Below are 24,295 nucleotides of genomic sequence, written 5' to 3'. Positions count from 1 at the left end.
TGATTAAAAAAATGATATAAGCGAGGGTGTACTATGACTAAACATCGGATCTATACAATGAGTTTCGGAAGTGTCTATCCCCATTATATTAACAAAGCGGAGAGAAAAGGATGTACGAAAACAGAAGTCGATGAAATTATCCGCTGGCTGACAGGGTATAGCCAGGAAGAGTTAGAAGAGCAACTGGAAAAGCAGACAGACTTTGAGACCTTCTTTGCTGAAGCACCCCGTCTGAATCCTTCGAGGGCTTTGATAAAAGGTGTGATTTGCGGTGTCAGAGTGGAAGACATTGAAGAACAAACGATGCAGGAAATCCGCTATTTGGATAAGCTGATCGATGAGTTAGCAAAGGGAAAAGCGATGGAGAAGATTTTGCGGAAATAGTGATTAAATCGACTATATATTTAGTCTGTCCATAAGGGGATGTGGCCCAGCTCAATCCACTTCCCCGGCAAATTAGATGGTCGGGAGTATGCTGAGCCATTCGCCTGTCTGCATTATCGAATCGTCGTGATTGTACCTGTCAGCACGTTCCTTTAAATATTTTAAACCACCTGACACCGTAAATTAGGATTATTTAATTTTTCCAACCTTAATTAATCGGGCTTTTATTGAGCCGTTTGTTCTTTTGTGCAGCTCTGCCAGTTCATTAATGTTTTTACCGTTATCAAAAGCATCTACCAGCAACGCTTCCTCTTGTTCATCCCATCCTTTACCTGCATTTTCAGGCAGCCTTTTCTGCCGTTTGTCACTTTTATCTAGTTTCTCTAAGGCTTCCAACGCTAAAAATAGGGCTCTGACCGTATGTGGGTCTTGGAATGTGGTATATGCAGAAATTATTTCTCCTGTCTGCGGGTCAATACCCTCTGATAAAAGAGTGATAATGTCGATTGCTTTTTTAATTTCCATTCATACTTACTTCCCTTCTCATCAAAAAGTCACGTCCGAGAGGTTCCCTATCCTTATCTCATTTACGCAGAATCCAGCGGCACTCTTTGTGTTAAAAGGCTAGTGTACCGGTTTTACTGAGACGAGTGCCGTTATATATTTAAATGAGCCAGTATTTTTATAAAAGTTAAATGATTCCTTTTAGTGGATCCTGGACATGATGTTTTTATTAAAAAAAGTCGCGGGAGATCAGGAGACCAAGTTCATATTGATTATAGACAAGTTAAGAGGCTATGGAGCAATTGTGTTAAAGAAGTAGTAATTAAAGTGGGTAATGTGGAGGCAGTTTTACCAAGAGCATTGATACATTAAATAGTGGGTTTCAAAATTGAAGTTTTTCAGAAGATACTCTAATAATGATTTCGTTTCTTCGATCTCCATATAATAGAAGTCATCATACTCGCAGGAGCCAAAGAAACTTCCAAATCTTGTTGGTAATAAGTCTTGTGGGTTTTTCTTGTTTGATAAAACGATTAAACACAAGTTCAAAAGGTCTTCCAGGTTTTGCTTTGTAACAAGCTCAGTAAAACAAGGGTCATCTTTTCCGTTACGGAGGTTTTCAACAAACCAATGGTGAATCTGATTGGCCTTTCGCCAATAGGCTACAACTTCCATCAGGCTGATCGATGACATGCCAAATTTTTCAGAGTGGATAATGTGTGATTTTACTTTTAGGAACAGCTCATTTTGCTTTTCTTCTAATTCTCTTAAATGAACGTTCGCTGAATGGACGTCCTCATAATCCATACCTTCAATTTTTGGCATTGAAATTAAATACATATCTAATCCCATTCGCACCTCTCCTCTATCTCTTTATTTGCTATTAACAAGCAAAATTATTCTACCATAGCTAATTCCCCCCTCATCATCTGAATTGTTACAAATATAAGAATGTTTCAACCAGGGGAGTTCTTTCTGTCGCCCCCTAGTACATCTTTCTATACAATTTAGTTTTAAAAAACATACCTTGTCAGAAAGAAAATGTTCTCCTCTTTTCTAAAAGAAACGTCCCTGTAGTTAAGGCCACAACCTTTCTTTCCCATCCCGTTCCTGTACTCCTATATCTTACGCGTATGTGATTCCGGTCTTCACTGGCCTGCCAGAATTCAACCTCTTCCGGCTTCAGCGTGTACAATGTCCAAGAGGCAGACACCTTTTCAGGATCATCATTTATGACTCGTGATGACAATTCAAAAGCTTGCTGAAATTCCTCTTTATTTTCCATTACGTCGCTTTGTTTATCCATTAATGCAATGACCCGGGCTGCTTTACCGCGATTTAAAAAATCGTCTGCGCTCAGTTTTTCATCACTGGCTTCAACGCTCCCCCTTACTCTGATCTGTCTGCCGATTTCCGACCAGTAAAACGTTAATGCTGCATGGTTATTATCATAAAGCTGTCGGCCTTTCCGGCTGTTAGAACTGGATGCAAAATACCAGTGCCTCTCATCAATATCCTTTAATATAAGGACTCGTCCATCCGGTAACCTGTCACGGTCACACGTGGATAACGTCATGGCATGAGGCTCATGAACCTTATAGTCCAGGGCAATACTAAACCATTCAAGAAAAAGCGTGTGGGGATGGTCCGGCACCTCTGTAGTATTAAACGGTGGAAATGGACCTGACAATGTGCGGCTTCCCCTGATTTTTTCACGGATCTCTTCATTCATATTACCCTCTCCTTTTAACTATTTACCTAAAAATAGTTTTATTATTTATGTATTATACATAATAAAGTGAACTTTTCAATTAAAAACAGTTTACTTTAAGCAAATCACATTATATGATTAACCTATCGAAGACAGAAAGGATGATCACAATGATCATTAACTTCAATACAGACCAGTCAGTGAATCTCCAAATCGCCGGAGGAAAAGGATTGAACCTGGTCCAGATGACACAGGCCGGCCTTACAGTGCCGGACGGCTATATCGTCACCACGGAATTATACGATACGTTTATTGATGAAAATCAACTGGCAGAGCACATTTCATCCCAGCTTGATGGGCTGTCAGCTTCCGATATGACGGCGTTGGGACACGCCTCCCGGTCCATTCAACAGAGGATACAGAATGCGTCTCTACCTGAAGCCATAAGTTCGCAAATTGTAAAGGCTTACAAGCAGCTAAACACGCTTTACGTGGCTGTGAGATCCTCAGCTACAGCCGAAGACCTGCCTGACATGTCTTTTGCCGGACAGCATGACAGCTATTTGAATGTCAAAGGTGAAACGGAGCTCATCCAGGCTGTTAAAGACTGCTGGGCCTCACTTTGGAACGCCCGCGCTATTTCATACAGATTAAGACACCATATCCCCCAGGATTTCAAAACGTTATCCCTGGCTGTAGTGGTTCAGACAATGGCAGAGAGTGACACATCCGGTGTGATGTTTACCGTGAATCCGTTAAATAACCGTCGCGACGAGATTTTTATTAATGCATCCTGGGGGATGGGAGAAGCTGTGGTGTCAGGGATCGTCTCTCCCGACCAGTTCATCCTGAATAAAGAGACAGGCAAAACGGTCTCGTCAACGATTGCCACTAAAGACGTGCAAATCATTCGGACTGAGGAAGGCAATCAGCAGACAGCTGTTCCTGATCACATAAAAACAAAGCCGAGTCTTTCACCCGATCAATTAAAGCAGTTATATAATCTTGCTCTTGCCGTTGACCGCTACTATAACCAGCCAATGGATACAGAATGGGTACTCGGGGACGGAATGGTTTACATCGTACAGGCCCGCCCGGTGACAGGGCTCCATCCGATGCCTGAGGTGAATGATCCGCCTCAAGAGCACGGCCTCCGCCTATATTTATCATTCACCCGTGTCTCACAGGGCATCAGCGTGCCCTTCACCCCTCTTGGCATTGACGTTCAGCGTCTGGAAATGTGGGGTGCCCTTAAGGCTTTAGGAATTCAATCAGACAAGTCCCCGAAATGGTTCAAAACAGCAGCCGGCCGGATTTACTGGGACTTTACTGAATTGATGCGAAACCCTAAACGTGTGAAAAAAATGGCCGACAGCTTTGCCCTGAAGGACCCTGTAGCAGGAAAAGTGTTAATGGAGTTTATGGAACGTAATAAAGAAGAGCTTACATCGAAAAAAAGCAAATTAAAATATCCACCTAAACTTTTTGCACTGGGCGGTCGAATAGGTATGAGAGTTATAGGAGCCATTGCAAACCCTGGTAAAGCAGAAACCCGTTCAAAAGCCATTGCCCAAAAGAATTTAAACCATATGAAGAGAAAAGCCCGGAAAGCCGGAACGATTGAGGAAAAAATCGACGCAGTGGATACGATTATGGAAAATGGCATGCGTGTGATTTTACATCAGTGTGCCTATATGGTGCCGGGCTTAATGGCTGAGAACCGGGCAAGAAGACGGCTGACCAAATGGCTTGGTGATGACAGCCTGTTAAACCCTGTTATTCACGCCCTGCCCAACAGCCCTACAACGAGAATGGGACATGAGCTGGTGCAGATCACCTGTAATTATAAAAAGACCGGTAAACAACCTGGTAGTCAAGATCCTGAGATTCAGACATTTCTGAAGACATTCGGCCACCGTTCCAATGTGGAACTGGACGTGGGTATTCCAAACTGGCAGGAAAAACCGGACTATATTATGAACTTAATCAGCTCCTACATGGAACAGGATACAGAACGGCTATATGAAAAACTAAAAAAGCAGGAAAATGAAGCCGAAAAGGCAGTCAGACTTATCCGCTCTAAAGTGGACGATGTGAAAGGAAAACGTTCAGGCAGGAAGATTGAAAAGGATTGCCGTTACATCCGCTCCCTTCTCGGTCTCCGGGAACTGCCGAAATTTGATTTAATCCGATCCTTTGCATTAGTTAGGGAACTGCTGCAGAAAGCAGGAGACGAACTGGTGAGCCAGGGCAGAATTAAAACGAAGAATGATGTCTTTTTTCTGCAGCGTTCAGAAATATTAAGTCCGGCAGACTCACTTATGGAGACCGTGGAAGCCAGGAAAAAAACTTACGCTGAGCAAAAGGAAATAAAAACTGTTCCCCGCTTTATAACAAATACGGGTGAATGTTTATATGGAAGTACTGAATCCACCTCTTCAGATAACGGATTGAACGGCGTGCCCATCGCTTCAGGGGAATTTACCGGAATCGTCCGTGTTATTCATGATCCGGCGGGAGCCAAGCTAAAAGACGGTGAAATTCTTGTGACTCACAGCACGGACCCAAGCTGGACACCTCTATTCCTCAGTGCCGGCGGGCTTATTATGGAAACCGGCGGGACAGGATCACACGGCGGTATCGTGGCTAGAGAGTACGGTATTCCTGCTGTGGCAGGCATTGAACGTGTCAGTGAAAAACTGAAAACGGGCGATAAAGTAACAGTGAACGGTCATTCCGGTGATGTGATTATCCTTGACCAAGCCCATAATGGATAGAAGAATCCGCTTAGCCTTTGCCGGCATTCTCTTGGGCAAGCTGCTAATATGATGATGACGGTCCTTGCTTCCATACTACCTGTTATCACAGCTGAAATAGGCGGACAGCATGTGTATGCCTGGGTATTCAGCAGTTTTCTGATTATCTCCACGGTCACCATTCCGTTGTTCGCCAAACTGTCTGATGCTTACGGCATAGGCCTGATCAGGCTTTAGTCATTCAGACATTGACACTCATCAGACAGGATGGCTCTTACCTGTTATAATGAGGGTGTACTAATCAGCCGTAATTAGTAAATGTTAGGAGGTGACGCATCATGACAAAGCAAACGGTCCGCCGAAAATCACCGAAGCGTGAAGAACTGCTTGAAACAGCCGAGCACTTATTAATTGAAAAAGGCATCCATAATCTGACGGTAGACGAAATCGTACGTGAAGCTAATGCCAGTAAAACCACCTTTTATAAGCATTTTACCGATAAGAAGGATATTGTTAAACACGTGGTGGAACGGGTGTTTAACATTTCTCTCCAGAGAATAGAAAAAACAGTAAGAGAGGCAAAAGAAACAAAACTGACTCAGGAAGCTTTTCTCCAAGTATTTGACCTGAAGGCTTATGACGAGCTGTTTAAATCTGATTTTTTAAAGGAACTGAACCAAAGCTACCCAGACCTCGTAACCCTCTATAACGATTGGGTTATGACCAGGCGTCTTCCCCTCTTTCGGGAGCTCATGCGCCTCGCTAAAGTTGATGGTATTATCCGCATGGATATTGACTCTGACGTGCTTATCCATTATACCTTCTCAGTAAGACACGCCATTAAAGAGGTATTCCAGTATCAGCCTGAGATCATGAAACAGTATGATTTAAAGGAATTCGCCGATAAATTCTTTGATATATACCTGAACGGCATCCTTGAGAAACAGGAGACCTAGGATTAACCAGGAGGATCCAGATTTACCTTATATCTCTGACCTGCTTTATTTGCTGTTAAATACACTCGTAGCTTTTTTAATTTTTGAATTCAGACTGTCTAACTTATGACCAGCCGCATTCATCTTTTATTAACACAGGACACTTTTTAAAGATATGGAAGGTATAGGGGGCATCATGCAAGACAAGACTAAGAAGAAAAGGAGTATTTTTAAGTGAAGCACGTGAATGTCTTGTTTATTAAGTTTGTTGCCAGCCTTTTTATCTTTGGAATCAGCTTGGGTTTGCTGTTTAATGCCCAATTTGTGGAAGTCGTTTCCTTCAGCTTACTAGTAACCATCATTTCTTATTTTCTTGGTGATCAGATCATTCTTCCGCGCCTTGGGAAAAGGAACACCGTTGTCGTAGATTTTTTCCTGGTTTATTTAATTGTCTGGATTTTTGGCGCGATTTTCTTTCACAGCTATTTAATGATTGGTTGGGGAAGCATTATATCGGCGTCACTTTTTGCAGGTTCAGAAGTATTTGTTCATTTTTATATTGTAAAGAATATAAAGCAAACTGTTCAGGAAAAACAACGCAGCTTTAATCAAAGTTTTGCTTTTGAAATTGCTGAAGATCAAGGTCCACATCCGACCCAAAATAAAGATGAGTAAAAAACGTATAATAAAAGACGAAGGCACAACAAGCAGAGTTCATCTTCTTGTTGTGCCTTTATTTATTCTGAATAGTTTACTTAGAAACGCAGGATTAATGAAAGTCAGTCATAAATGAACACCATTTTTTAAAGTTAAATAGTATTTAAGTTAAAATATCACTAATACAACAGGTAATTTTAAAGCCCCTAACTCAGTAGCTTATAGTGGAAGCATTGGCGTGTAATGGTGAGAACCAGCCGAAAGGTTAGCGCTGTCAGAAACAATAACTATATCTTGCAGATTTAATTATTCAAATTCGCAGATAGAAATGAATTTTCGCTAATAGAACATCGTTTTTCGCTGATTGAAATGAATTTTCGCCGATTGATCCTGTTTTTCGCTGATAGAGTTAAAAATTCGCTGATAGAAATGGATTCTATAATAATTACGCCTATTTTTACGTATGGGCTAAACCAATTACTCCTTTACAGAGCTGCCATTAATGAAAAGTTTCAAAATATCCTCCCTATTACAGCCCCTCCCAATATAAGAAGCGCACACAAAAGAAAATATATGCAAATAAAGTGAGTGCTTTAGGGCATTTACCATAAAAATAAATTAGGAATAGCACCTTCCCTATTAATACAAGAAGAATATTAAAACAGACGTCAGCACGCCTACCCAGACAGACAGTAAAATGCAGTATCCCATAATGTGGCGGATGCTTAACCCGACGATACTTAGAATCGGCAACGCCCAGAACGGCTGGATTAAATTGGTCCAGGCATCCCCCCACCCGACGGCCATGGCTGTTTTGGCGGGATCGACTCCAAGCTCGATCGCAGCCGGAATTTGAAGAGGTCCTTGAAGCGCCCACTGTCCCCCGCCGGAAGGAGCGAGAATGTTTACAAATCCTGCAGCCCAGTAGGAGAACACAGTAAATGTGCCTGCTGACGCTGCCGAAACCATCCCGTCAATAATTAACTGTCCAAGGCCTGAGCTTCCGAGAAGACCAATGATCCCTGCGTAGAACGGAAACTGCAAAATAATCGGTGAGATGGATGTGGCTGCTTCTTTAAAGGCACCGGCAAACTGGCCAAGTGACTGGTGGAAGAAAAGGCCCGCAGATAAAAACAGCAAATTAATAATATTTAAATCTAAATCTCCCCCATTGAAAAAATAGGAGAGAATGAATACTAAACCAATTGCGCCGCTGACGAAACCTAATACAGGGGTCGTTTCAAGTTTTTTAGCCGGCGTTGATCCGCCGCTATCCGTTTTGGCTTTTTTACCCGAAAAAACAGACTTTCCTTCCCTGAAAGGAATGATGGCTGATTTGTCTTTCGGCGCCATTAACACGATGAACACAGGTATCGTAATAACAAGCGCGATTAAAATGAGAACCGTCGACGGATGGAAAATCGTCTGTGAGGTGGGGATGACACCCATCAGATCTTCGAGAAAATGGCCCTCCGTCGCTACTGTCAGGCCAATCGAACTGGACAGCCCCGCAGTGTAAAGGACGGTCGGCGCGTAAGCAGATGCCACGAGCAACGGAAAATGCGCCTCCTTGTTCCGCTTCCCCACTTCCCGGGCTAAGATGGCTCCAACTACCACCGCTAACCCCCAGTTAATAAAGTAGGCAAAAGAAGTAATGAGAAAAACAAGGACATACGGCATTTTCTTACCATGGGACAAACCCGCGAGTTTCTCCAGCCCTTTGCTGATAAACGGAACAGCGGCAAGAACCATCCCGGTCATTAACAGCATAACCATCTGCATCGTAAAGGCTAAATACGTCCAGAACCCTTCTCCCCACGACTCGATAAGCGCCATAGGCGTGGAGATATTCATCAGCCACCCTGCAAAAAAGACGATCAGTGTCATAATGACAGCGATGACAAAGGCATCAGGCAGATACCTCTCAACCATCCGTGAAAAACGGCTGGCGATCGATGCTAACATTAATAATCCCCCCCTTTTCTTGTCTTACCAAACTATATACAAGCAGAAGGGGGATTATGAGCTTAAGTAATGCCGAGCCTGTTGAGAAAATATAGTATGCGAAAGCAAAAAAGAGTTTGTTATTTCCTTTAAATAGGTTTAAATCCTGTACAGACTGTATTTCGATACATAAGATGGTATAGGTCATTTATGAGAAGAGGTGAGATAGTTGGGAATAAGACGAATGAGTTTTCTTTATGCAGCAGCTCTAGGAGATAACACTGTGGAAATTTATGATATTTCCTTTCCTGAAGCACCTGTTCGGGTCGGAGAATTTAATTCAGATAATTTAGAGAGCCCTAGTGCTTTGGCTATTACAGGGACTACTCTTTATGTTGCAAATGTCGCGGGTAACATTGTAGAAATCTATGATATTTCAACTCCTGCACAACCTTTACGGGTCGGAGAGTTTAATGGAGAAAATTTATCAAGTCCTTTTGGTTTGGGTATTACAAGAACTACTCTTTATGTTGCAAACGTCGAGAGTAATACTGTGGAAATCTATGATATTTCAACTCCTGAACAACCTTTACGGGTCGGAGAGTTTAATGGAGAAAATTTAGATGAGCCTTATGGTTTAGCTATTACAGGAACTACTCTTTATGTAGCAAATTTTGGCGATAACACTGTGAAAATCTTTGATATTTCCACTCCTGAACAACCTCTACAAGTCGGTCAAATTAATACAGGTAATTTAAATGGTCCTGTTGGTTTGGCTATTACAGGGACTACACTTTATGTTGCAAATGTATTAGATAACACTGTGGAGATTTATGATATTTCCACTCCTAGAGTACCTGTTTGGGAAGGGAAATTTAATGCAGGTAATTTAAATGGTTCTAACGGATTGGCTATTAGAGGGACCATTCTTTATGTATCAAATGCATTCGATAACACTGTAGAAATCTATGATATTTCAACTCCTGCACAACCTCTGCGGATTGATCAATTTAATACAGGTAATTTCCCCACTGGTCTGGCTATTTTTACGATATAGATTTAAGAAGGTTGACAATTAGTGCTAAATATCCAGAGTAAAATTGGTAAAAACAAATTGATGGAAAGTGCTTCGGTTCTCCCGCAGCCGCATCCACCGAAACATCCAAAGTGTGATAAAACAGATTAAATCAAATTTAAAAATTGTCCGGGACGCTGTTTAGAACCCCGGACAACCATTGCAAAGCTTCACTTATGTGTTTAACAAACCTACCACGGAAGGGAACTGTCCTTCAATTGACTTTCCCACATGTTCTGTAACTGCTGCACTGTCTCTTTATCCATCGATCCCTGGCTCGCGGCAAAATTCTCTTCTAACTGCTGAACACTCTTAGCTCCCGGGATTACAGTGGCTACTTCTTCATAAGCTAAAATAAATTGCAGCGCGCTTTTTACGAGAGACTGATTAGGATTAACATATTGCTTCGTCTCTTCCAGCATGTGCGTTCGTCGTTGTATGATTTCAGGTGTCCAGCGGCTTCTGATGTCGTCAAAGGTACTTTGGGCATTATATTTTCCTGATAACCACCCGGAATCGAGAGGGACTTTAATGATAAGCCCAATCCCTTTCTCTTGAGCTGCCTGGAAAGCTCTCGCAGGGTCCTGGTGAAAAATATTGAACATGACTTCAATCACTTGACTGTCCGTTTTATTAATCACCTCAAACATCTCGTCACTCGAATCGACAGACGCACCGTAAGCACCGATCTTTCCTTGGCGCTTTAATTTCTCCAGTTCTTCGAAATGCTGACTCTCGCCATTCAGGTATTCAAATGGCGGGTTATGCAACAGGAGACAATCAAGATAATCGGTTTTGAGCCGCTTAAGGCTTTCTTCAACAGAGTCTGCTAGTTTGTTTGAATCGAAGTCAATCTCTCCATTGGCATGATGGCCAAATTTACTGCTAATAATCACCTGGTCTCTCTTATCTTTTAGCGCTTTTCCGAGAATACTCTCGCTCTTTCCTAATGCATAATTCGGAGCTGTATCGAAGAAATTGCAGCCTAATTCGATCGCTTTATTAACAATCTCTATCCCTTCTCGTTCAGTCATCTCACCCCCATTATTTTGATTGCCGAGCTGCCATGCCCCTAATCCAATTTCTGATACGAACTTCCCTGTGTTTCCAAACGGCCGTTTTTCCATGTTTCTTCCCCCTCATTTGATTTATATTTTTACGAAAGCGGTTTCGTAAAAGCCAATAGTTAAAGGACTGATTTCTTTGGGAACGTCTTCTCTTTTATTTTATCATAAAACTATTAATCTATTAAATCAAAAATGGCTGGTTCCTTCTCTGGACCGCCTGGAATGCACTTTATGCATTAAGGATCAGGCACTAATCTGGGAACAACTTCAGTACGACTTGTACAGGGCTACCGACTTTTATTCTTTCTCCATTCTATCGCTTTCGCAATTGGCGCTCCAAACTTATGTGACTGAAGAAATGCATAAGCTTACTAAACGTAAATAATAATCCCCAAACGGAGAGTGTTCATATTGAATGCCCTCTTTTATATTTAGAGATAGCTCCACCATTTCAACGAATCCATTGCAATGAAAAAATCTTAATTAACATTATACTTTTTATAACTATCATTTATAATGAAGTGTGCAGATTTTGTTGGGAAAGGGAGTATTATAGTTGAAGAGAAGTTTATTATCACTGGCATTCATGAGTAGCATCATTGTCACAGCAGCTTGTGGAGAAAATAATGAAGAGCAAGGAGAGGGAAATCCTTCAAACGATGATGAGACGTTTGAAGTTGCGGTCATTCCCTCCCAGTCTATTGGCGAGATGGAGGAAGGACTATCCAGTCTTGAGGACCATCTTAGCAAACAGTTGTCTACCCCTGTGGAAGTCACTCATTATCCGAACTACAATGCTGTCGTGGAGGCCATAAATTACAGTCATGTTGATTTAGCCTATTTTGGTCCTGTGACCTATTTAATTGCTTATGAGCAAAGTGGTGCAGAAGCCGTTGTCACACAATCGATCGATGGGAATCCTTATTATTACTCGTATATCGTGACCCAGCCCGATGCCCCGTGGGATTCGTTGGATGAATTATTAAAAAATGTGGATGAAGTCGATTTTGCCTTTGGCAGTCAGTCTTCTACGTCTGGTTTTACCATTCCGGGTTATGAATTAATGGAGCGAAATGTTTATGAAAATGAAGGGTCTTACGAATTTAGCAGTGTCCGATTTACAGGTTCTCATGATATTACGGCCAATGCGGTCGCAAATGGTGACGTAGATGCTGGAGCAATTGATAGTGCCATCTTTCAAGCGCTGATTAATGAAGGGGCTATTGAGGAAGATGATTATAAAATTATTTGGGAGTCCCAGCAACTATACCAATACCCTTGGGCTGTCCCTCATGATACAGAGGATGACAGAAAGGATCAGATTCGAGAAGCATTTTTAATGATAGAAGATGAGGAAATCCTGTCTATTTTTGGTGGCGCGGACGAATTTGTTGAAGCGAGTCATGAAGAATATGACAGTATCTTAGAAGCGGCGAGAACGATGGGGCTTTTAGATCCGGAAGAAGACGAAGATAATTAAGGTGGGCAGTTGTGATGGTTTGGTTTCGTAAAAGGCTGATTGTTTATGTTCTTTTCATTGCTTTAGCCGTATTGTTAAGCGCATTGAAAGTAGAGTTATCGTTCGTTGCTCTCTTCCAGTTGGAAAACACGTGGGATTTTATTCAGCGAAACTTTTGGCCGCTGAGGTGGGAACTTCTCCCGTATTTACTGCAACAATCTCTCATTACATTATCGGTCGCATTTTTAGGTACATTGGCCGCCCTCTGCGTGGCATTGCCTATTAGTTTTCTTGCGGCATCGACCACCTCTGCATCGAAGGCAGGCTATTATGCGGTTCGGTCTAGTTTAAGTCTCGTTCGTTCCGTACCTGAAATTGTGTTTGGACTAATTTTTGTTGTATCTTTAGGATTAGGCCCGTTTGCGGCTTTACTGGCGGTATTTCTTCATAATGTTGGAGTGTTAGGTAAGTTAATATCCGAGCTTATTGAAGCAGCTGAACCCGGACCACAAGAAGCGATGAAATCCGTTGGGTCTTCAAGAAGAATAGGACAGATTTTTTCAATCATCCCGCAAATTTGGCCGAATGTTCTCTCGCATTATTTTTACAGATTTGAAGTAGCCATTCGCACCTCGCTGGTCCTTGGTATGATTGGTGGTGGCGGATTAGGGCAAAGTTTAATGAACTATTATAACAGTCTTGCCTACGAAGCGATGGCGACGGCGATCATTATCATCATGATTCTTGTTATTGTCGTTGACATTATGGGAGGAATTGTCCGTAAGAGGGTGATTTAGAAGAGGAGTGATACGTATGATCTCATTGGAAAACGTCACGGTTACCTATGAGAAAGAAACAGAGCCGGCTCTTTCTGACCTTACGTTAAGGATTGAAGAAGGCGAGTTTATATGTGTCCTGGGTCGAAGCGGAGCGGGTAAATCAACATTCATTAGAACCATTAATGGTTTGCAGGCGCTGACAAAGGGTGCCGTATATGTTTCTGGAAAAGAAGTAGGACAGCTTTCTGAGAAAGAGACGCGCAGACTGCGGACAGGGATGGGCATGATTTTCCAGCATTTTTATTTAATTCCACGACTGACAGTGAAGCAGAATGTTTTGACCGGACGTTTAGGTCAAAAGAAGGCTTATCAGAATTTATTAGGCCTCTTCTCAGAACAAGAAATAAAACAGGCTGACTATTACCTTCAAGAGCTGGGTCTGACTTCGTTTGCGGATCGGAGAGTAGAGCATTTAAGTGGCGGGCAGAAGCAGCGAGTTGGTATTGCGAGGGCTATGATGCAAGAACCTTATATTCTGCTTGGAGATGAGCCTGTCGCAAGCCTGGATCCGAGCATTTCCGACAGCATTTTCCGGCTAGTAAGAACACTTCATGAACAGAGACATTTAACAACGATTATCAATGTTCATGACGTGGACTTAGCAAAGAAGTATGCCACTCGGATCCTTGCTTTAAAGAAAGGCGAACTAATTTTTGATGGACAGCCAAGTGAACTGTCAGATGAGGTATACAGTCTTATTTACGAAGAAGAATCTTTGAACAATAGAGCATTTTAGAAACTCTATAGGAAGCTGAAAATACAGGAACCACCCCTGTGCTTAGCTGGTTACGTGTGATTCTTCTTATCTACCTTTCTATTTGTTCTATAGAAACACCTGGGATGGATATTTGTCCTCCCATTGTCGATTCATAAGTTATTAAGCCAGTTGAAAGCCCCATGATGGTAATTCTATCATCTTCTAGAATTCTGGAATCGACTACAGAAGCATCAAATTCCGCAAAAAGGATGGTATCGTAATTATCATTAACGGCCAGCCTTATTTGGGTGATTCCCTCACCTTCTATCACCTGGACAACCTTCCCGTCGAATTTAACTTTCTCAAATAAATAGTCATCAGGATTCCTGGCGAGTTGGTCATATGTAATTCCTGTGTCGTACCCTCGCTTTTCTTCCTCTTCTGCTAACCTCTCTGCTTCGGCTTTAGCCTTTTCTTCCTCTTCTGCCTTCGCTTTTTCTTCCTCTTCTTTTTTAGCTTTAGCAGCAGCTTCTTCCTCTTCTTTCTTAATTCTTGCTTCTTCTTCTTTTTTCTTTAGTTCATCTTCTATTTCTTTACGCTCTGCTTCTTTTAATTGAAAAAATGGCTCAGCTTCTGTTACTTTAGCAGCCAACTCTTCGTTTTCTTTTTCAAGTGCTTTAATTTCTGCTTCAAGTTTACTGTATTCTTCTTCAATTTGTTTGACTTGATCATTTGTCTCTGAAAGTTTCTCGCTTAACTTAATTTTGTCCTCATCCAATGCCTCTACCTGATCTTGAGAAGGCCCGATCGTGCTTCCAATAATTAAAGCAATGAATGCAACTAATATATACCTCCACCTAAGTTTCACAAATTCTAAAACCTTTTTCATAACTAAATCTTCCTCTCGATGTTATTTTTTTATTTAAGCATAATCTAAATAATTCTATTTTCATAGAAAAAATTACAAAATAACCTAATAATTTATGACTTTTGATTTAGTTATGGGGTTTTTGGAAATTTGGATTAACGTAATTGGAGGATTTCTAGTTTAACTGCTTGGAGATTAGAACATCGATATTGGTTTCTTCGGGTCCTAGCCACTTCAATATGTATAGACTTGATTAGAGCAATTCCCCTTTAAAGATCTTCCTTTTGTCTGAAAGGGTATGCTTAAATGAATAATCTTTCAAAATCAAAAGAACCGCTTCCGTGGTAGCCAACCACAAAAAAGGCCCCAATGGTTTGCCTGTTTGATCTCCCCTGTCCTCGCCTATTCTATCTCCTCATTTTTCATTTCATCACTCTCTTTCAAAAAACCAGCAGCCTGCTGTCAATAGACCTTAGGCTGCTGGCTCTTGTATAAACAATTTTTTGTTTTAGCGACCAAACAAAGGAGATTTTCTATTGACTCTTCGTTTTTTCCCAATCAGCAGCAAATTTATCTATACCTTGATCCGTTAACGGATGCTTAGTCAGCTGCTCAATAACACTGTAAGGAACGGTCGCAATATGAGCACCTTCCATAGCCACACGGGTCACATGATCCGGGTGCCGAACCGAGGCTGCAATAATTTGTGATTCTAAATTATGAACACGGAATAGTTCAGCAATCTTGCTTACTAATTGGACGCCATCTTGAGAAATATCATCCAAACGCCCCAAGAATGGCGAAACATAGGTGGCGCCTGCACGGGCAGCCAAGAGTGCTTGGTTTACGGTAAAAATAAGCGTCACATTGGTTTTAACACCTTTGTCTGCGAGATAACGACAAGCCTCTAAACCAGCTAATGTCATTGGGAGTTTAATTGTAACTCTCTTATCCCCGCCGTTAATTTTAATCAACTCGTCAGCTTGAGCGATCATCTCCTCAGCTGTAAGCGCATCTGGTGTTACTTCAGCCGATACGGATTCTACATTTGGAACTGCTTTGCAAATTTCTGCAATTCTGTCTTCGAATTTTACACCTTCTTTAGCTACTAAAGAAGGATTGGTGGTGACCCCAGCTAAAATACCAATTTTATTTGCTTTTTTGATGTCCTCAAGATTTGCAGTATCAATAAAAAATTTCATAGTTTCCTCCATCATTTTTATTATTTATAAAAATTGCTTTGATTATTTCCAGCCACTTCTATTCAGATTTCTCTTATTTTAAATGTGTTCAGACTTTATTAACTTTTTCACTTTGGACACGACATTGTCTACAGTAAAACCGTATGCCTCCAATACCTTGGATGCTGCACCGGAAGCACCGAAACGATTAATTCCTAACACCTCTCCATAGTCTCCTGTATATCGTTCCCATCCTAAGGATGATCCCATTTCGATTGCTAACCGAGCCTTCACATTCGATGGAAGGATGGACTTCTTATATTCCATTGATTGCGATTCAAACAGATGCCAAGATGGAAAACTAATGACGGATACAGAGATATTTTCCTTAGCCAGTTCACGCTGTGCTTCTAAAGCCAATTGCACTTCTGAACCGGAGGCCAACAACAGCGCTTGTGGTTCACCAGTTTCTGCTTTTGAAACCACATATGCCCCTTTTCTGACACCCTCATATGCATGCTCTTTTGTTCCAGCAATGGTCGGGAGATTCTGGCGGGACAAGATCAAAGCTGTCGGAGTGTCGGCAGATTCCATTGCTAGTCTCCAAGCGGCTACCGTTTCATTTCCATCTGCCGGACGAATAACACTCATATTTGGCAAACCTCTTAAAGAAGCAAGTTGTTCAATCGGCTGGTGCGTTGGACCATCTTCACCTACCGCGACACTGTCATGTGTAAAAACATAGGTCACTGGCAAGTTCATCAAGGCTGCTAAACGAATAGCAGGACGAAGGTAGTCAGAGAATACAAAAAATGTCCCGCCGAAAGCCTTAATACCGCCATGTAGAGCCATTCCATTTAGAGCAGCTCCCATCGCAAACTCACGTACACCAAACCAGATGTTACGTCCAGAATAATCACTTGGAAAAAAGTCGCCCGCATCTTTAATCGTTGTTTTGTTTGAACCTGCTAAATCAGCTGATCCACCAAATAATTGGGGGACTGATTTTGCAATAGCATTTATTGTTTCGCCTGAAGAGGCTCGCGATGCCAGGCTTGTCCCGGTTTCATAGGATGGCAGCTCATCTGCCCATCTTTCTGGAAGTTCACTATTAATCGAATAGTCCAGCTGTTTGGCTAATTCTGGGTATTCTTCTTTATAAGCAGCATATAAATGATTCCAATCTTTCTCTTTCCTTAGCCCTGCTTCCACTACAAGTGACTTGAAGTGGCTATATACGTCGTCAGGAACAAAGAATTCTTCTTCAAATGGCCATTTATATGCTTCCTTTGTTAATTTTGTTTCTTCTTTTCCTAATGGTGCACCGTGTACGCCAGATGTACCAGAAAGGTTAGGTGAGCCATAACCAATCGTTGTTTTTACTTCAATCAGTGTGGGTTGATCTTGATTATTCTTTGCTTCTTCAATCGCTTCATTAATTTCATCTGAATTATTACCGTCTTCTACCCGAATGACTTGCCATCCATAGGCTTTAAAACGATTTTCTACACTTTCCGAGAAGGAACGGTTGAGGTCACCATCAAGTGAGATATCGTTAGAATCGTAAAATACGACAAGCCGCCCTAATTTTAGATGTCCTGCCAGTGAAGCAGCTTCAGCAGATACGCCTTCCATTAAGTCTCCATCTCCGCAAATGCTATAAGTAAAATGATTAATGAGTTCATAACCAACTTTATTATAGGTTGCGGCCAGATGACGTTCGGCCATAGCCATTCCCACTGCCATTGCAATTCCTTGTCCTAAAGGACCTGTCGTTGCTTCCACACCTGCTGTGTGCCCAAATTCGGGATGACCTGGTGTTTGACTATCCCATTGCCGGAAGTTTTTTATCTCTTCCATGGAAAGATCGTAACCAGATAAATGTAAAAGACTATACAATAGCATCGACCCGTGCCCAGCTGACAATACAAACCGGTCTCTATTGAACCATGCCGGGTTGGCTGGATTATGATTCATATGTTTAGTCCACAATTCATAAGCCATAGGAGCAGCACCCATTGGTAAACCGGGATGTCCTGAGTTGGCCTTTTCAATAGCATCTATTGATAGTGTACGAATAGTATTGATCGACAACAGATCAATTTGTTTATTTAGTTTAGTTTGCACTTCCAACACTCCAAATTTTAAATTTTCATAAGTACTCAATAATAACGAACCAATTTATCATGACAAAAGTGGTAAAAGGGAAACACAAATGACTTCCCTTTTACCTGCATTATCAATATGATTATCCGGAAAATCGCCCCATCACTAGTACTGAAATTATCGTTCTTTTAACTCATCTAATAATTCTTCAAGTTTAGGATCGCCAATATAATTGTCAATCGTAATAATTTCATGGTTTTCAAAGGACAGTCTTGCTCTGTCCAATAAATTTTTATGAACGACAATAATATCTGAATCTTCAGGGACATCTTCAATTCTGTAATGTTTTACTTCAATACCTTCAATATTTGCCTTTTGAAGTTTTTTCCTGAAGGTTGTGGCACCTAATGCACTGCTTCCGGCCCCAGCATCACAAGCAAAAGATATTTTATTAACTGCTTTTCTGTCGGCTGCAGCAGGGGAATCATTAAGAACTTGTTTTCCTTCTGATTTCATAGTTTTAGATTTTTCCATCGACTTGTTTAAAGCATCTTCATCATCATCTGATTTTCGGTCTAACTTCAGGATTAGAGATGTAACAAGGAATGACACTATAGTTGCGACAACGACACCTGCGATAATGCCTACAAAATTTCCTCTAGGAGTTAATGCTAAATAAGCAAATATCGAACCTGGACTCGGGCCAGCAACAAGTCCTGCATCAAAAAGCTGGAAAGTTGCGATCCCTGACATTGCACCAGCAATCATTCCAAGAATTGTAAGGGGTTTCATTAACACGTAAGGGAAGTATAACTCATGAATCCCGCCAAGGAAGTGAATAATAATCGCACCTGGTGCCGTTCTTCTTGCAATTTTGTTACCAAAGAAAGTATAAGCTAGAAGCAATCCTAAACCTGGTCCAGGGTTAGAGGCTACAGTGAAATAAATTGATTTACCTGCTTCAAGCGTTTGCTGCATACCCAGCGGATAATAGATCCCTTGGTCAATCACATTATTTAAAAACAAAACTTTTGCTGGTTCATTAATAAGGGACAGCAACGGTAAGAAACCGGTAGCAACCAGCGCTTCAATTGCAACTGTCACAGCTTCGTTAGCTGCTTGAATGATTGGGCCTATAACCGTATAAGAAAGAAGTAATAAAAAGAATCCTAAGATACCGATAGAAAAATTGTTAACAACCATTTCAAATCCAGCGCGGATTTTGTTTTCCAGCAACTTATCAAATCTCTTTATAATCCAACCGCCTAAAGGTCCAATTACCATCGCACCGAGGAACATTGGGATATCAGAACCAATGATTAAGCCGATCGCACCAATGGAACCCATAACAGCTCCTCTTTGGCCACCAACCATTCTACCGCCTGTGTAAGCTAAGAGCAGGGGTAATAAGTAAGTGATCGTTGGACCAACCAATTCGGCCAGGTATTCATTCGGGATCCACCCCGTAGGAATAAACAGAGCGGTAAGAAGGCCCCATGCAATAAATGCTCCTATATTAGGCAGCACCATGTTTGTCAAGAATCCACCCATTGCTTGAATCTTAGCACGTAATGATGACTTTGAACCGGACGTCTCCTGCATTGGAGTTTCCATAGAATTTCCACCTTTCATTAAATGTAAGATAATAACGCCACAAAAATTTTAAAAGTTAATCTGAAGCTGCCTGAAGAACTCCCCCTTAGATCACTTACAAAAAATTACTCAACACTCTTAATCAGGCTTAGGATTTCATTCTTGCTATCAGCATTCTCTAAGCTGTTTTTAACGTCATCATCAGCTAAGACCGATGATAGGTCTGAAATGAGATCCAGATGACCGGAACTGTCAGTAGCTGCCAGTACCATAACAATACGGACTTCCTTATCCTCCGGGTAAAAGACTGGTTGCTCTAATTTCAGCAGAGAAACGCCATTTTTGTTCACTCCGCCATTATTTTGAGCATGCGGCATAGCAACCCCAGGGACAATGACGATATAAGGCCCGTATTCGTGAATATTACTAATCATATCCTCGATATAACTTTCATTAATGTTTCCTTGATTCAACAAAGGTTGAGCAGCTATCTTAATAGATTCTTCCCATGATGAAACTGAATCCATTAGCTCGATTGTATTTTCTAAATAATTACTTAACATTCATTAACATCCCTTTCTTTAACGAGTTATTAGTGCAATTAAATCACTGTAATTTTGCGTCTTTAAATGGTAATAGTTAGCTTTTACAGAATTTAAAATTGTATGATCATTAATCTGGGTAAAGTGTGTGATTGCGTTTTCAATGCCGTGCTCTCGAATATAGTTTTGCAAAGTGACAGACTCGTCATCGTCAGAGTTATCAAATAAGAACGCAGCAGCAATCGCTGCACTAAGGTGTTTGATGGGTAACCCCAGCTCGAATAGTTCTCGTGCAGGTTTTACTAATCGTTCATTGGCCCCTAGTTTTCTAACAGGGGATCTTCCAACTCGAAAAATATTATCGCTAATATTTTTGTTTTTAAATCGAATTAATGTCTTGTCAATATAGTCATCCAACTCATCTTCTTGGACATTAAATTTCTTGATAAAGTACTGGGCTGTTTCATTCAAGGTCCCTCTGACAAATTGTTCTATTTCCGGCTTTTCTAATGCACTTTGAATTGTCGGCTCATTGAAAAGAAACGCAATGTAGGCAGTTGTTGCATGGCCCATGTTGACCATATAGAGTTTTCTTTCAATAAATGGCTTTAAATCATCCACGTATGTCGCACCTGTAATAGGCGGAAGCTCGTGATTAGCCATTTCTTTTTTATTAATTACCCACTCATAAATAGGTTCGACTAAAGCAATTTCATCCTCTCCGCTTTCCTTTGATAAAGCAAGACGGTCTATTGAAGAGTTTGGAAAACCAACAAACCTCAAGATTGTTTCCATCTTCTCAGCTGAGACTTGCTTTTCTACTTCAGCTTGTAAGGTTGAAGACGCATTAATAGCATTTTCATTCGCTATAATGTCCAGCTTATTTTCATTCCTTTTGACCCGATTTAAAAGCCCTTTTGAAATAATAGGTGCAATACGGGACAAATTATCAATCCCAATAGAGGTCGTAATAATATCTGCCTGTGCGATTCTTTCAATGACTTCTTCTTCTTGAGTTAAACTGTTTAAGGCTGAAACCGGAGACACCACTTCGACTGTCTGGCCTTCCTCTAAAGTTTCTACAAGGTATCTATTCGTTTGGTTAAACCGGTCGATTGCTTTTTGGTTCACATCAACAAAACATAGTTCATAACCTGTCTTGTTCAGCAAATAACCGATAAAACCCTTTCCAATGTTCCCCGCCCCAAAATGCAATGCTCGCATCCTTTCTCCTCCTTTCAATCAATTACTAAACTGAATGACAGCCACCGTTTACTCGATATACTCCAACAATTAATCACTACTCTAAGTTAGCGTGATATTCCCAAAGACTAGGCATATCGATATTTTGTTCGCGAATCAGCATTAAGGCTAATGAATCACCTAATAACAGTAAACTTTGCTCAAACAAACTCGTCATTGGCTGGACAGACGGAATTTCATTAGGTAACTGCAGTTTGGTACTAACCGGGATCCTTACAAAATGGTCCGAATATTCCTTCATTGAACAGTCAGGATTAGCCCCAATATGAGCCACTCTGGCATTATATTTCTTTGCTTTTTTTGCAATAATTAATGGGAAAGCAGACTCTCCGCTGCCTGAACCTACTATTAATAAATCTTTTTCTGTAATTGCCGGTTCTGTAATTTGCCCTACCACATAAGTTTTGATACCGAGGTGTGCCAATCGCTTGGCTACCGCTTCTAAGGAAAGCAGCACTCTGCCTACACCTACAAAAAATACTTTGTCTGCTTGTTTAATCTCAGCTAATAACTTCTCTACGCTTTCACTATTAATCTGACCCAATGTATTTGAAATTTCTTCTTTTATTTCATTTTGAACGTCGTTGTAATTCATTATTTTACAGCCTCCCCTTTGGATATCCCTTCGGAAATTCGTTCTTCCATGATTTGTTTGTTTTCAGCTAAGCTTCTATTTTTAATAAATAAACTTGTGCTTCCTGCGACTAAAATATCCGCACCAGCCTCTACTAACCCAGGAATAGTTTCTAAGGAAACTCTGCCATCTACCTCTATTCTTGTATTTAAGCCTTTCTCTTCGATCAATTGTTTCAGGTCCTTTACTTTCTGAGCAGCATATGAAACCTGCTTCTCATTTTTATCAGTTGCAAACCCAGGATTGATTAACATTAATAACACCGTGTCACATTGAGGTAATATATATTCCAAATCGGATAATGGGGTTGAAGGAGTCAAGGCAACACCTACTTTTGTTCCACTTTTTCTAATTAAATTCACATACCGGTCAATATGAACGCTGCTTTCTAAATGGAAGGAAATTTGTTCGACACCAATATTGATCATCTCTTGAATAAAAAACTCATTATCATTGGCCATGATGTGAACATCGAAATCTATATCCGTAATTTTTCTCAATTGTTTAACTGTATCAATCCCTAAAGGCATACTCGGACTAAAAGCACCGTCAATGATATCAATGTGAAGAGTATCTATTCCTTCTTTTTCAATCTCCTTTACACTTTTTTCTAAATTACATAAATCTGAACTCATAATTGATGGAGCAATAGTTATTTTTCTTTTTTGCATGTTAATGCCTCCCTGTGCTTATTTAAGAAAGATTCAAACAATTCTACGTAAAAATAAAAGTACAATAGCGGTTATTAGCTGTTTTTTGAGCGTTATATTCTTTTAGGGCATTTAGTCTTTTTTGCGAAAATAGTAATTAATACTTCCTCCCCCATATAACTCTTTTGTACAAAGTGACAGGCTTTGCTCGGACTAAAATGCCGTTAATGCCCTCTCTGGGTAAAGTCTCTAACCCCCCTCATACACACTTTGTTCCAGATTACATTAAACTGCACACATCTAATTGATTGAGCGACAGCCGCCTCCTTTTCCTGCACGTTAATGCGCCTTTATGCTGTTTTCTTAATTATATAGCGTTTTCATGCATATGTAAATAGATTTCTGCATGTTTTTTATTAAAAGTTTGCATGTTTATAATTGTTTTTGTCTTTTTCTGCTAATTTATGATAGTATTAAAAAAAGCAGACAATTATTTGGGAGGAGAAGTCCTTGCTAAAACAAGAACGCCAACAGACCATATTAAAAATTTTAAATGAAGAACAAAAAGTGATTGCCAGTGATTTAAGCCACAGGCTTTCCGTTTCAGAAGACACCATACGCAGAGACTTAAAAGAACTGGATAATAAGGGGTTAATTCGGAGAGTTCACAGCGGAGCTTTGAGAATAGGTCCACCAGTAGTTGACTTCTCTACAAGGCAGCACGTAAAAAGTGAAATTAAAATGGACCTGGCTAAAAAAGCGTTAACACTAGTTAAAGAAAACATGGTCTTATTAATAGATGGTGGAACGACAAATTTACACTTCGTGAATCAACTGCCTTTATCTTTAAAAGCAACAGTTATAACAAACAGTCCGCCAATTGCCATGGCTTTAAACAACCATACCGATATCGAAGTGATCATGATCGGCGGAACGTTATTTAAAGAATCCATGGTAAATTTAGGAATTGATACGGTAGAATTTTTAAATAATATAAGGGCTGACTTGTACGTAATGGGTATTCATAAAATTGATCCTAGTATTGGCATTAGCCTTCCGAGCTTAGCGGAAGCTGCTGTTAAAAGAAAAATGGCCTCTATATCAAATGAGGTACTTGGTATGGTCACATCTGATAAATTAAATACTTTTTCAAATCACATCGTTTCCCCTTCAAACGTGTTAACTTATTTAATTACAGAACATATTCAGCCAGAAATTATAAGAGCTTATGAAAGCCAACAAATCACTGTAATTACTGAATAATCTATTTAGAGAAATAATTAATAACAGAAATAACCGCAGCCCGGTATTCAACCAGACGGCGGTTATTTTGTTTCTTTTAATAACGTTCTGACATTAATTGTCTGAAAAAATGTTCTCAACGTAAAGAATTTGCAATTACTCTTGGTGGAGTAATAGGGATTATAGAT

23 protein-coding genes are annotated in these 24,295 nt (G+C 40.6%); 10 read left to right on the top strand and 13 right to left on the bottom strand.

From position 1 onward, the window contains the following. The first annotated feature begins 33 nt into the window (after positions 1–33). Entirely contained in the window at positions 34–384 is a 351-nt protein-coding gene (locus tag BMW59_RS15535) for a DUF2200 domain-containing protein (protein WP_093054160.1), read from the top strand. A 189-nt stretch (positions 385–573) separates the two neighbouring features. Here BMW59_RS15535 and BMW59_RS15530 read toward each other — a convergent pair whose 3' ends face one another. The 3 genes from BMW59_RS15530 to BMW59_RS15520 form a co-directional block, all read right to left on the bottom strand. After that, entirely contained in the window at positions 574–909 is a 336-nt protein-coding gene (locus tag BMW59_RS15530; protein WP_093054158.1) for a hypothetical protein, read from the bottom strand. Between the two features lie 327 nt (positions 910–1,236). Then, positions 1,237–1,740 (bottom strand): hypothetical protein, encoded by a 504-nt coding sequence (locus BMW59_RS15525; protein ID WP_093054156.1) that lies wholly within the window; start codon positions 1,738–1,740, stop codon positions 1,237–1,239. Positions 1,741–1,918: 178 nt separating this feature from the next. After that, the gene (locus BMW59_RS15520) at positions 1,919–2,620 is read right to left on the bottom strand and encodes a pyridoxine/pyridoxamine 5'-phosphate oxidase (RefSeq protein WP_093054154.1); all 702 of its coding nucleotides are present in this window, start codon (positions 2,618–2,620) and stop codon (positions 1,919–1,921) included. 149 nt (positions 2,621–2,769) lie between these two features. Between BMW59_RS15520 and BMW59_RS15515 the strand changes: the two genes are divergently transcribed. The 4 genes from BMW59_RS15515 (at position 2,770) to BMW59_RS15505 (ending at position 6,965) form a co-directional block, all read left to right on the top strand. Continuing rightward, positions 2,770–5,376 carry a PEP/pyruvate-binding domain-containing protein gene (locus tag BMW59_RS15515; RefSeq protein WP_093054152.1) on the top strand — a complete coding sequence of 869 codons (2,607 nt, stop codon included), beginning with the start codon at positions 2,770–2,772 and terminating at the stop codon, positions 5,374–5,376. A 48-nt stretch (positions 5,377–5,424) separates the two neighbouring features. Then, complete coding sequence (locus BMW59_RS21430) at positions 5,425–5,592, top strand: MFS transporter (protein ID WP_143051248.1); 168 nt, start codon at positions 5,425–5,427, stop codon at positions 5,590–5,592. 101 nt (positions 5,593–5,693) lie between these two features. Then, entirely contained in the window at positions 5,694–6,311 is a 618-nt protein-coding gene (locus BMW59_RS15510) for a TetR/AcrR family transcriptional regulator (protein ID WP_093054150.1), read from the top strand. A gap of 213 nt (positions 6,312–6,524) precedes the next feature. Next, positions 6,525–6,965, top strand: a complete 441-nt coding sequence (locus tag BMW59_RS15505) for a YndM family protein (protein ID WP_093054148.1) — start codon at positions 6,525–6,527, stop codon at positions 6,963–6,965. A gap of 621 nt (positions 6,966–7,586) precedes the next feature. Here the strand turns inward: BMW59_RS15505 and BMW59_RS15500 are convergent. After that, a complete protein-coding gene (locus BMW59_RS15500) occupies positions 7,587–8,912 on the bottom strand; it encodes a short-chain fatty acid transporter (RefSeq protein ID WP_093054146.1) in 1,326 nt (441 codons plus the stop codon). Between the two features lie 262 nt (positions 8,913–9,174). Here BMW59_RS15500 and BMW59_RS15495 point away from each other — a divergent pair, with 262 nt between their 5' ends. Next, entirely contained in the window at positions 9,175–9,948 is a 774-nt protein-coding gene (locus BMW59_RS15495; protein ID WP_245733156.1) for an LVIVD repeat-containing protein, read from the top strand. 209 nt (positions 9,949–10,157) lie between these two features. Here the strand turns inward: BMW59_RS15495 and BMW59_RS15490 are convergent, their stop codons facing one another. Beyond that, positions 10,158–11,093: an aldo/keto reductase gene (locus BMW59_RS15490; RefSeq protein WP_093054144.1), complete on the bottom strand. Its 936-nt coding sequence runs from the start codon at positions 11,091–11,093 to the stop codon at positions 10,158–10,160. Between the two features lie 496 nt (positions 11,094–11,589). Here BMW59_RS15490 and phnD point away from each other — a divergent pair, with 496 nt between their 5' ends. Genes phnD through phnC form a run of 3 tightly spaced genes read left to right on the top strand, consistent with a single transcriptional unit; the run spans position 11,590 to position 14,067 of the window. Continuing rightward, complete coding sequence (gene phnD / locus BMW59_RS15485; protein ID WP_281244278.1) at positions 11,590–12,513, top strand: phosphate/phosphite/phosphonate ABC transporter substrate-binding protein; 924 nt, start codon at positions 11,590–11,592, stop codon at positions 12,511–12,513. A 14-nt stretch (positions 12,514–12,527) separates the two neighbouring features. After that, positions 12,528–13,289 carry a phosphonate ABC transporter, permease protein PhnE gene (gene phnE, locus BMW59_RS15480; protein WP_093054142.1) on the top strand — a complete coding sequence of 254 codons (762 nt, stop codon included), beginning with the start codon at positions 12,528–12,530 and terminating at the stop codon, positions 13,287–13,289. Between the two features lie 16 nt (positions 13,290–13,305). Next, a complete protein-coding gene (gene phnC / locus BMW59_RS15475) occupies positions 13,306–14,067 on the top strand; it encodes a phosphonate ABC transporter ATP-binding protein (protein ID WP_093054140.1) in 762 nt (253 codons plus the stop codon). A gap of 70 nt (positions 14,068–14,137) precedes the next feature. Here the strand turns inward: phnC and BMW59_RS15470 are convergent, their stop codons facing one another. From BMW59_RS15470 to BMW59_RS15435, 8 genes are all read right to left on the bottom strand, one after another. Then, entirely contained in the window at positions 14,138–14,917 is a 780-nt protein-coding gene (locus tag BMW59_RS15470) for a coiled-coil domain-containing protein (protein WP_093054138.1), read from the bottom strand. 512 nt (positions 14,918–15,429) lie between these two features. Further along, positions 15,430–16,098, bottom strand: a complete 669-nt coding sequence (fsa, locus tag BMW59_RS15465; protein ID WP_093054136.1) for a fructose-6-phosphate aldolase — start codon at positions 16,096–16,098, stop codon at positions 15,430–15,432. A gap of 78 nt (positions 16,099–16,176) precedes the next feature. Then, complete coding sequence (gene tkt, locus BMW59_RS15460; RefSeq protein WP_093054133.1) at positions 16,177–18,204, bottom strand: transketolase; 2,028 nt, start codon at positions 18,202–18,204, stop codon at positions 16,177–16,179. Positions 18,205–18,360: 156 nt separating this feature from the next. Beyond that, positions 18,361–19,785: a PTS mannitol transporter subunit IIBC gene (locus BMW59_RS15455; protein WP_093054288.1), complete on the bottom strand. Its 1,425-nt coding sequence runs from the start codon at positions 19,783–19,785 to the stop codon at positions 18,361–18,363. Between the two features lie 116 nt (positions 19,786–19,901). Beyond that, a complete protein-coding gene (locus tag BMW59_RS15450; RefSeq protein WP_093054131.1) occupies positions 19,902–20,339 on the bottom strand; it encodes a PTS sugar transporter subunit IIA in 438 nt (145 codons plus the stop codon). Between the two features lie 18 nt (positions 20,340–20,357). Further along, positions 20,358–21,542, bottom strand: a complete 1,185-nt coding sequence (locus tag BMW59_RS15445) for a mannitol-1-phosphate 5-dehydrogenase (protein ID WP_093054129.1) — start codon at positions 21,540–21,542, stop codon at positions 20,358–20,360. 76 nt (positions 21,543–21,618) lie between these two features. Then, complete coding sequence (gene hxlB, locus BMW59_RS15440) at positions 21,619–22,176, bottom strand: 6-phospho-3-hexuloisomerase (protein WP_093054127.1); 558 nt, start codon at positions 22,174–22,176, stop codon at positions 21,619–21,621. Next, on the bottom strand, positions 22,176–22,886 hold the full coding sequence (locus BMW59_RS15435) for a ribulose-phosphate 3-epimerase (protein WP_093054126.1): 711 nt from the start codon (positions 22,884–22,886) through the stop codon (positions 22,176–22,178). Before BMW59_RS15435 ends, hxlB begins: the two co-directional genes overlap by 1 nt. 489 nt (positions 22,887–23,375) lie before the next feature. On the opposite strand from BMW59_RS15435, the gene BMW59_RS15430 reads away from it, so the two are divergent. Continuing rightward, positions 23,376–24,128, top strand: a complete 753-nt coding sequence (locus tag BMW59_RS15430; RefSeq protein WP_093054124.1) for a DeoR/GlpR family DNA-binding transcription regulator — start codon at positions 23,376–23,378, stop codon at positions 24,126–24,128. Positions 24,129–24,295: the final 167 nt, after the last annotated feature.

Source organism: Salipaludibacillus aurantiacus (assembly GCF_900111295.1).
Lineage (GTDB): Bacteria > Bacillota > Bacilli > Bacillales > Salisediminibacteriaceae > Salipaludibacillus > Salipaludibacillus aurantiacus.
The sequence above is the reverse complement of the archived record's forward strand: the minus strand, read 5'-3'. Positions and strand labels throughout refer to the sequence as shown.

Excerpts from the sequence above, each read along its gene's own strand:
- BMW59_RS15515 (WP_093054152.1), top strand. The coding sequence starts at position 2,770 with ATGATCATTAACTTCAATACAGACCAGTCAGTGAATCTCCAAATCGCC.
- BMW59_RS15455 (WP_093054288.1), bottom strand. The coding sequence starts at position 19,785 with ATGCAGGAGACGTCCGGTTCAAAGTCATCATTACGTGCTAAGATTCAA.
- BMW59_RS15525 (WP_093054156.1), bottom strand. The coding sequence starts at position 1,740 with ATGGGATTAGATATGTATTTAATTTCAATGCCAAAAATTGAAGGTATG.
- fsa (WP_093054136.1), bottom strand. The coding sequence starts at position 16,098 with ATGAAATTTTTTATTGATACTGCAAATCTTGAGGACATCAAAAAAGCA.
- BMW59_RS21430 (WP_143051248.1), top strand. The coding sequence starts at position 5,425 with ATGATGATGACGGTCCTTGCTTCCATACTACCTGTTATCACAGCTGAA.
- phnE (WP_093054142.1), top strand. The coding sequence starts at position 12,528 with ATGGTTTGGTTTCGTAAAAGGCTGATTGTTTATGTTCTTTTCATTGCT.
- hxlB (WP_093054127.1), bottom strand. The coding sequence starts at position 22,176 with ATGAATTACAACGACGTTCAAAATGAAATAAAAGAAGAAATTTCAAAT.
- BMW59_RS15510 (WP_093054150.1), top strand. The coding sequence starts at position 5,694 with ATGACAAAGCAAACGGTCCGCCGAAAATCACCGAAGCGTGAAGAACTG.
- BMW59_RS15470 (WP_093054138.1), bottom strand. The coding sequence starts at position 14,917 with ATGAAAAAGGTTTTAGAATTTGTGAAACTTAGGTGGAGGTATATATTA.
- BMW59_RS15490 (WP_093054144.1), bottom strand. The coding sequence starts at position 11,093 with ATGGAAAAACGGCCGTTTGGAAACACAGGGAAGTTCGTATCAGAAATT.
- phnC (WP_093054140.1), top strand. The coding sequence starts at position 13,306 with ATGATCTCATTGGAAAACGTCACGGTTACCTATGAGAAAGAAACAGAG.
- BMW59_RS15535 (WP_093054160.1), top strand. The coding sequence starts at position 34 with ATGACTAAACATCGGATCTATACAATGAGTTTCGGAAGTGTCTATCCC.
- BMW59_RS15530 (WP_093054158.1), bottom strand. The coding sequence starts at position 909 with ATGGAAATTAAAAAAGCAATCGACATTATCACTCTTTTATCAGAGGGT.
- BMW59_RS15500 (WP_093054146.1), bottom strand. The coding sequence starts at position 8,912 with ATGTTAGCATCGATCGCCAGCCGTTTTTCACGGATGGTTGAGAGGTAT.
- BMW59_RS15520 (WP_093054154.1), bottom strand. The coding sequence starts at position 2,620 with ATGAATGAAGAGATCCGTGAAAAAATCAGGGGAAGCCGCACATTGTCA.
- BMW59_RS15435 (WP_093054126.1), bottom strand. The coding sequence starts at position 22,886 with ATGCAAAAAAGAAAAATAACTATTGCTCCATCAATTATGAGTTCAGAT.
- BMW59_RS15445 (WP_093054129.1), bottom strand. The coding sequence starts at position 21,542 with ATGCGAGCATTGCATTTTGGGGCGGGGAACATTGGAAAGGGTTTTATC.
- BMW59_RS15450 (WP_093054131.1), bottom strand. The coding sequence starts at position 20,339 with ATGTTAAGTAATTATTTAGAAAATACAATCGAGCTAATGGATTCAGTT.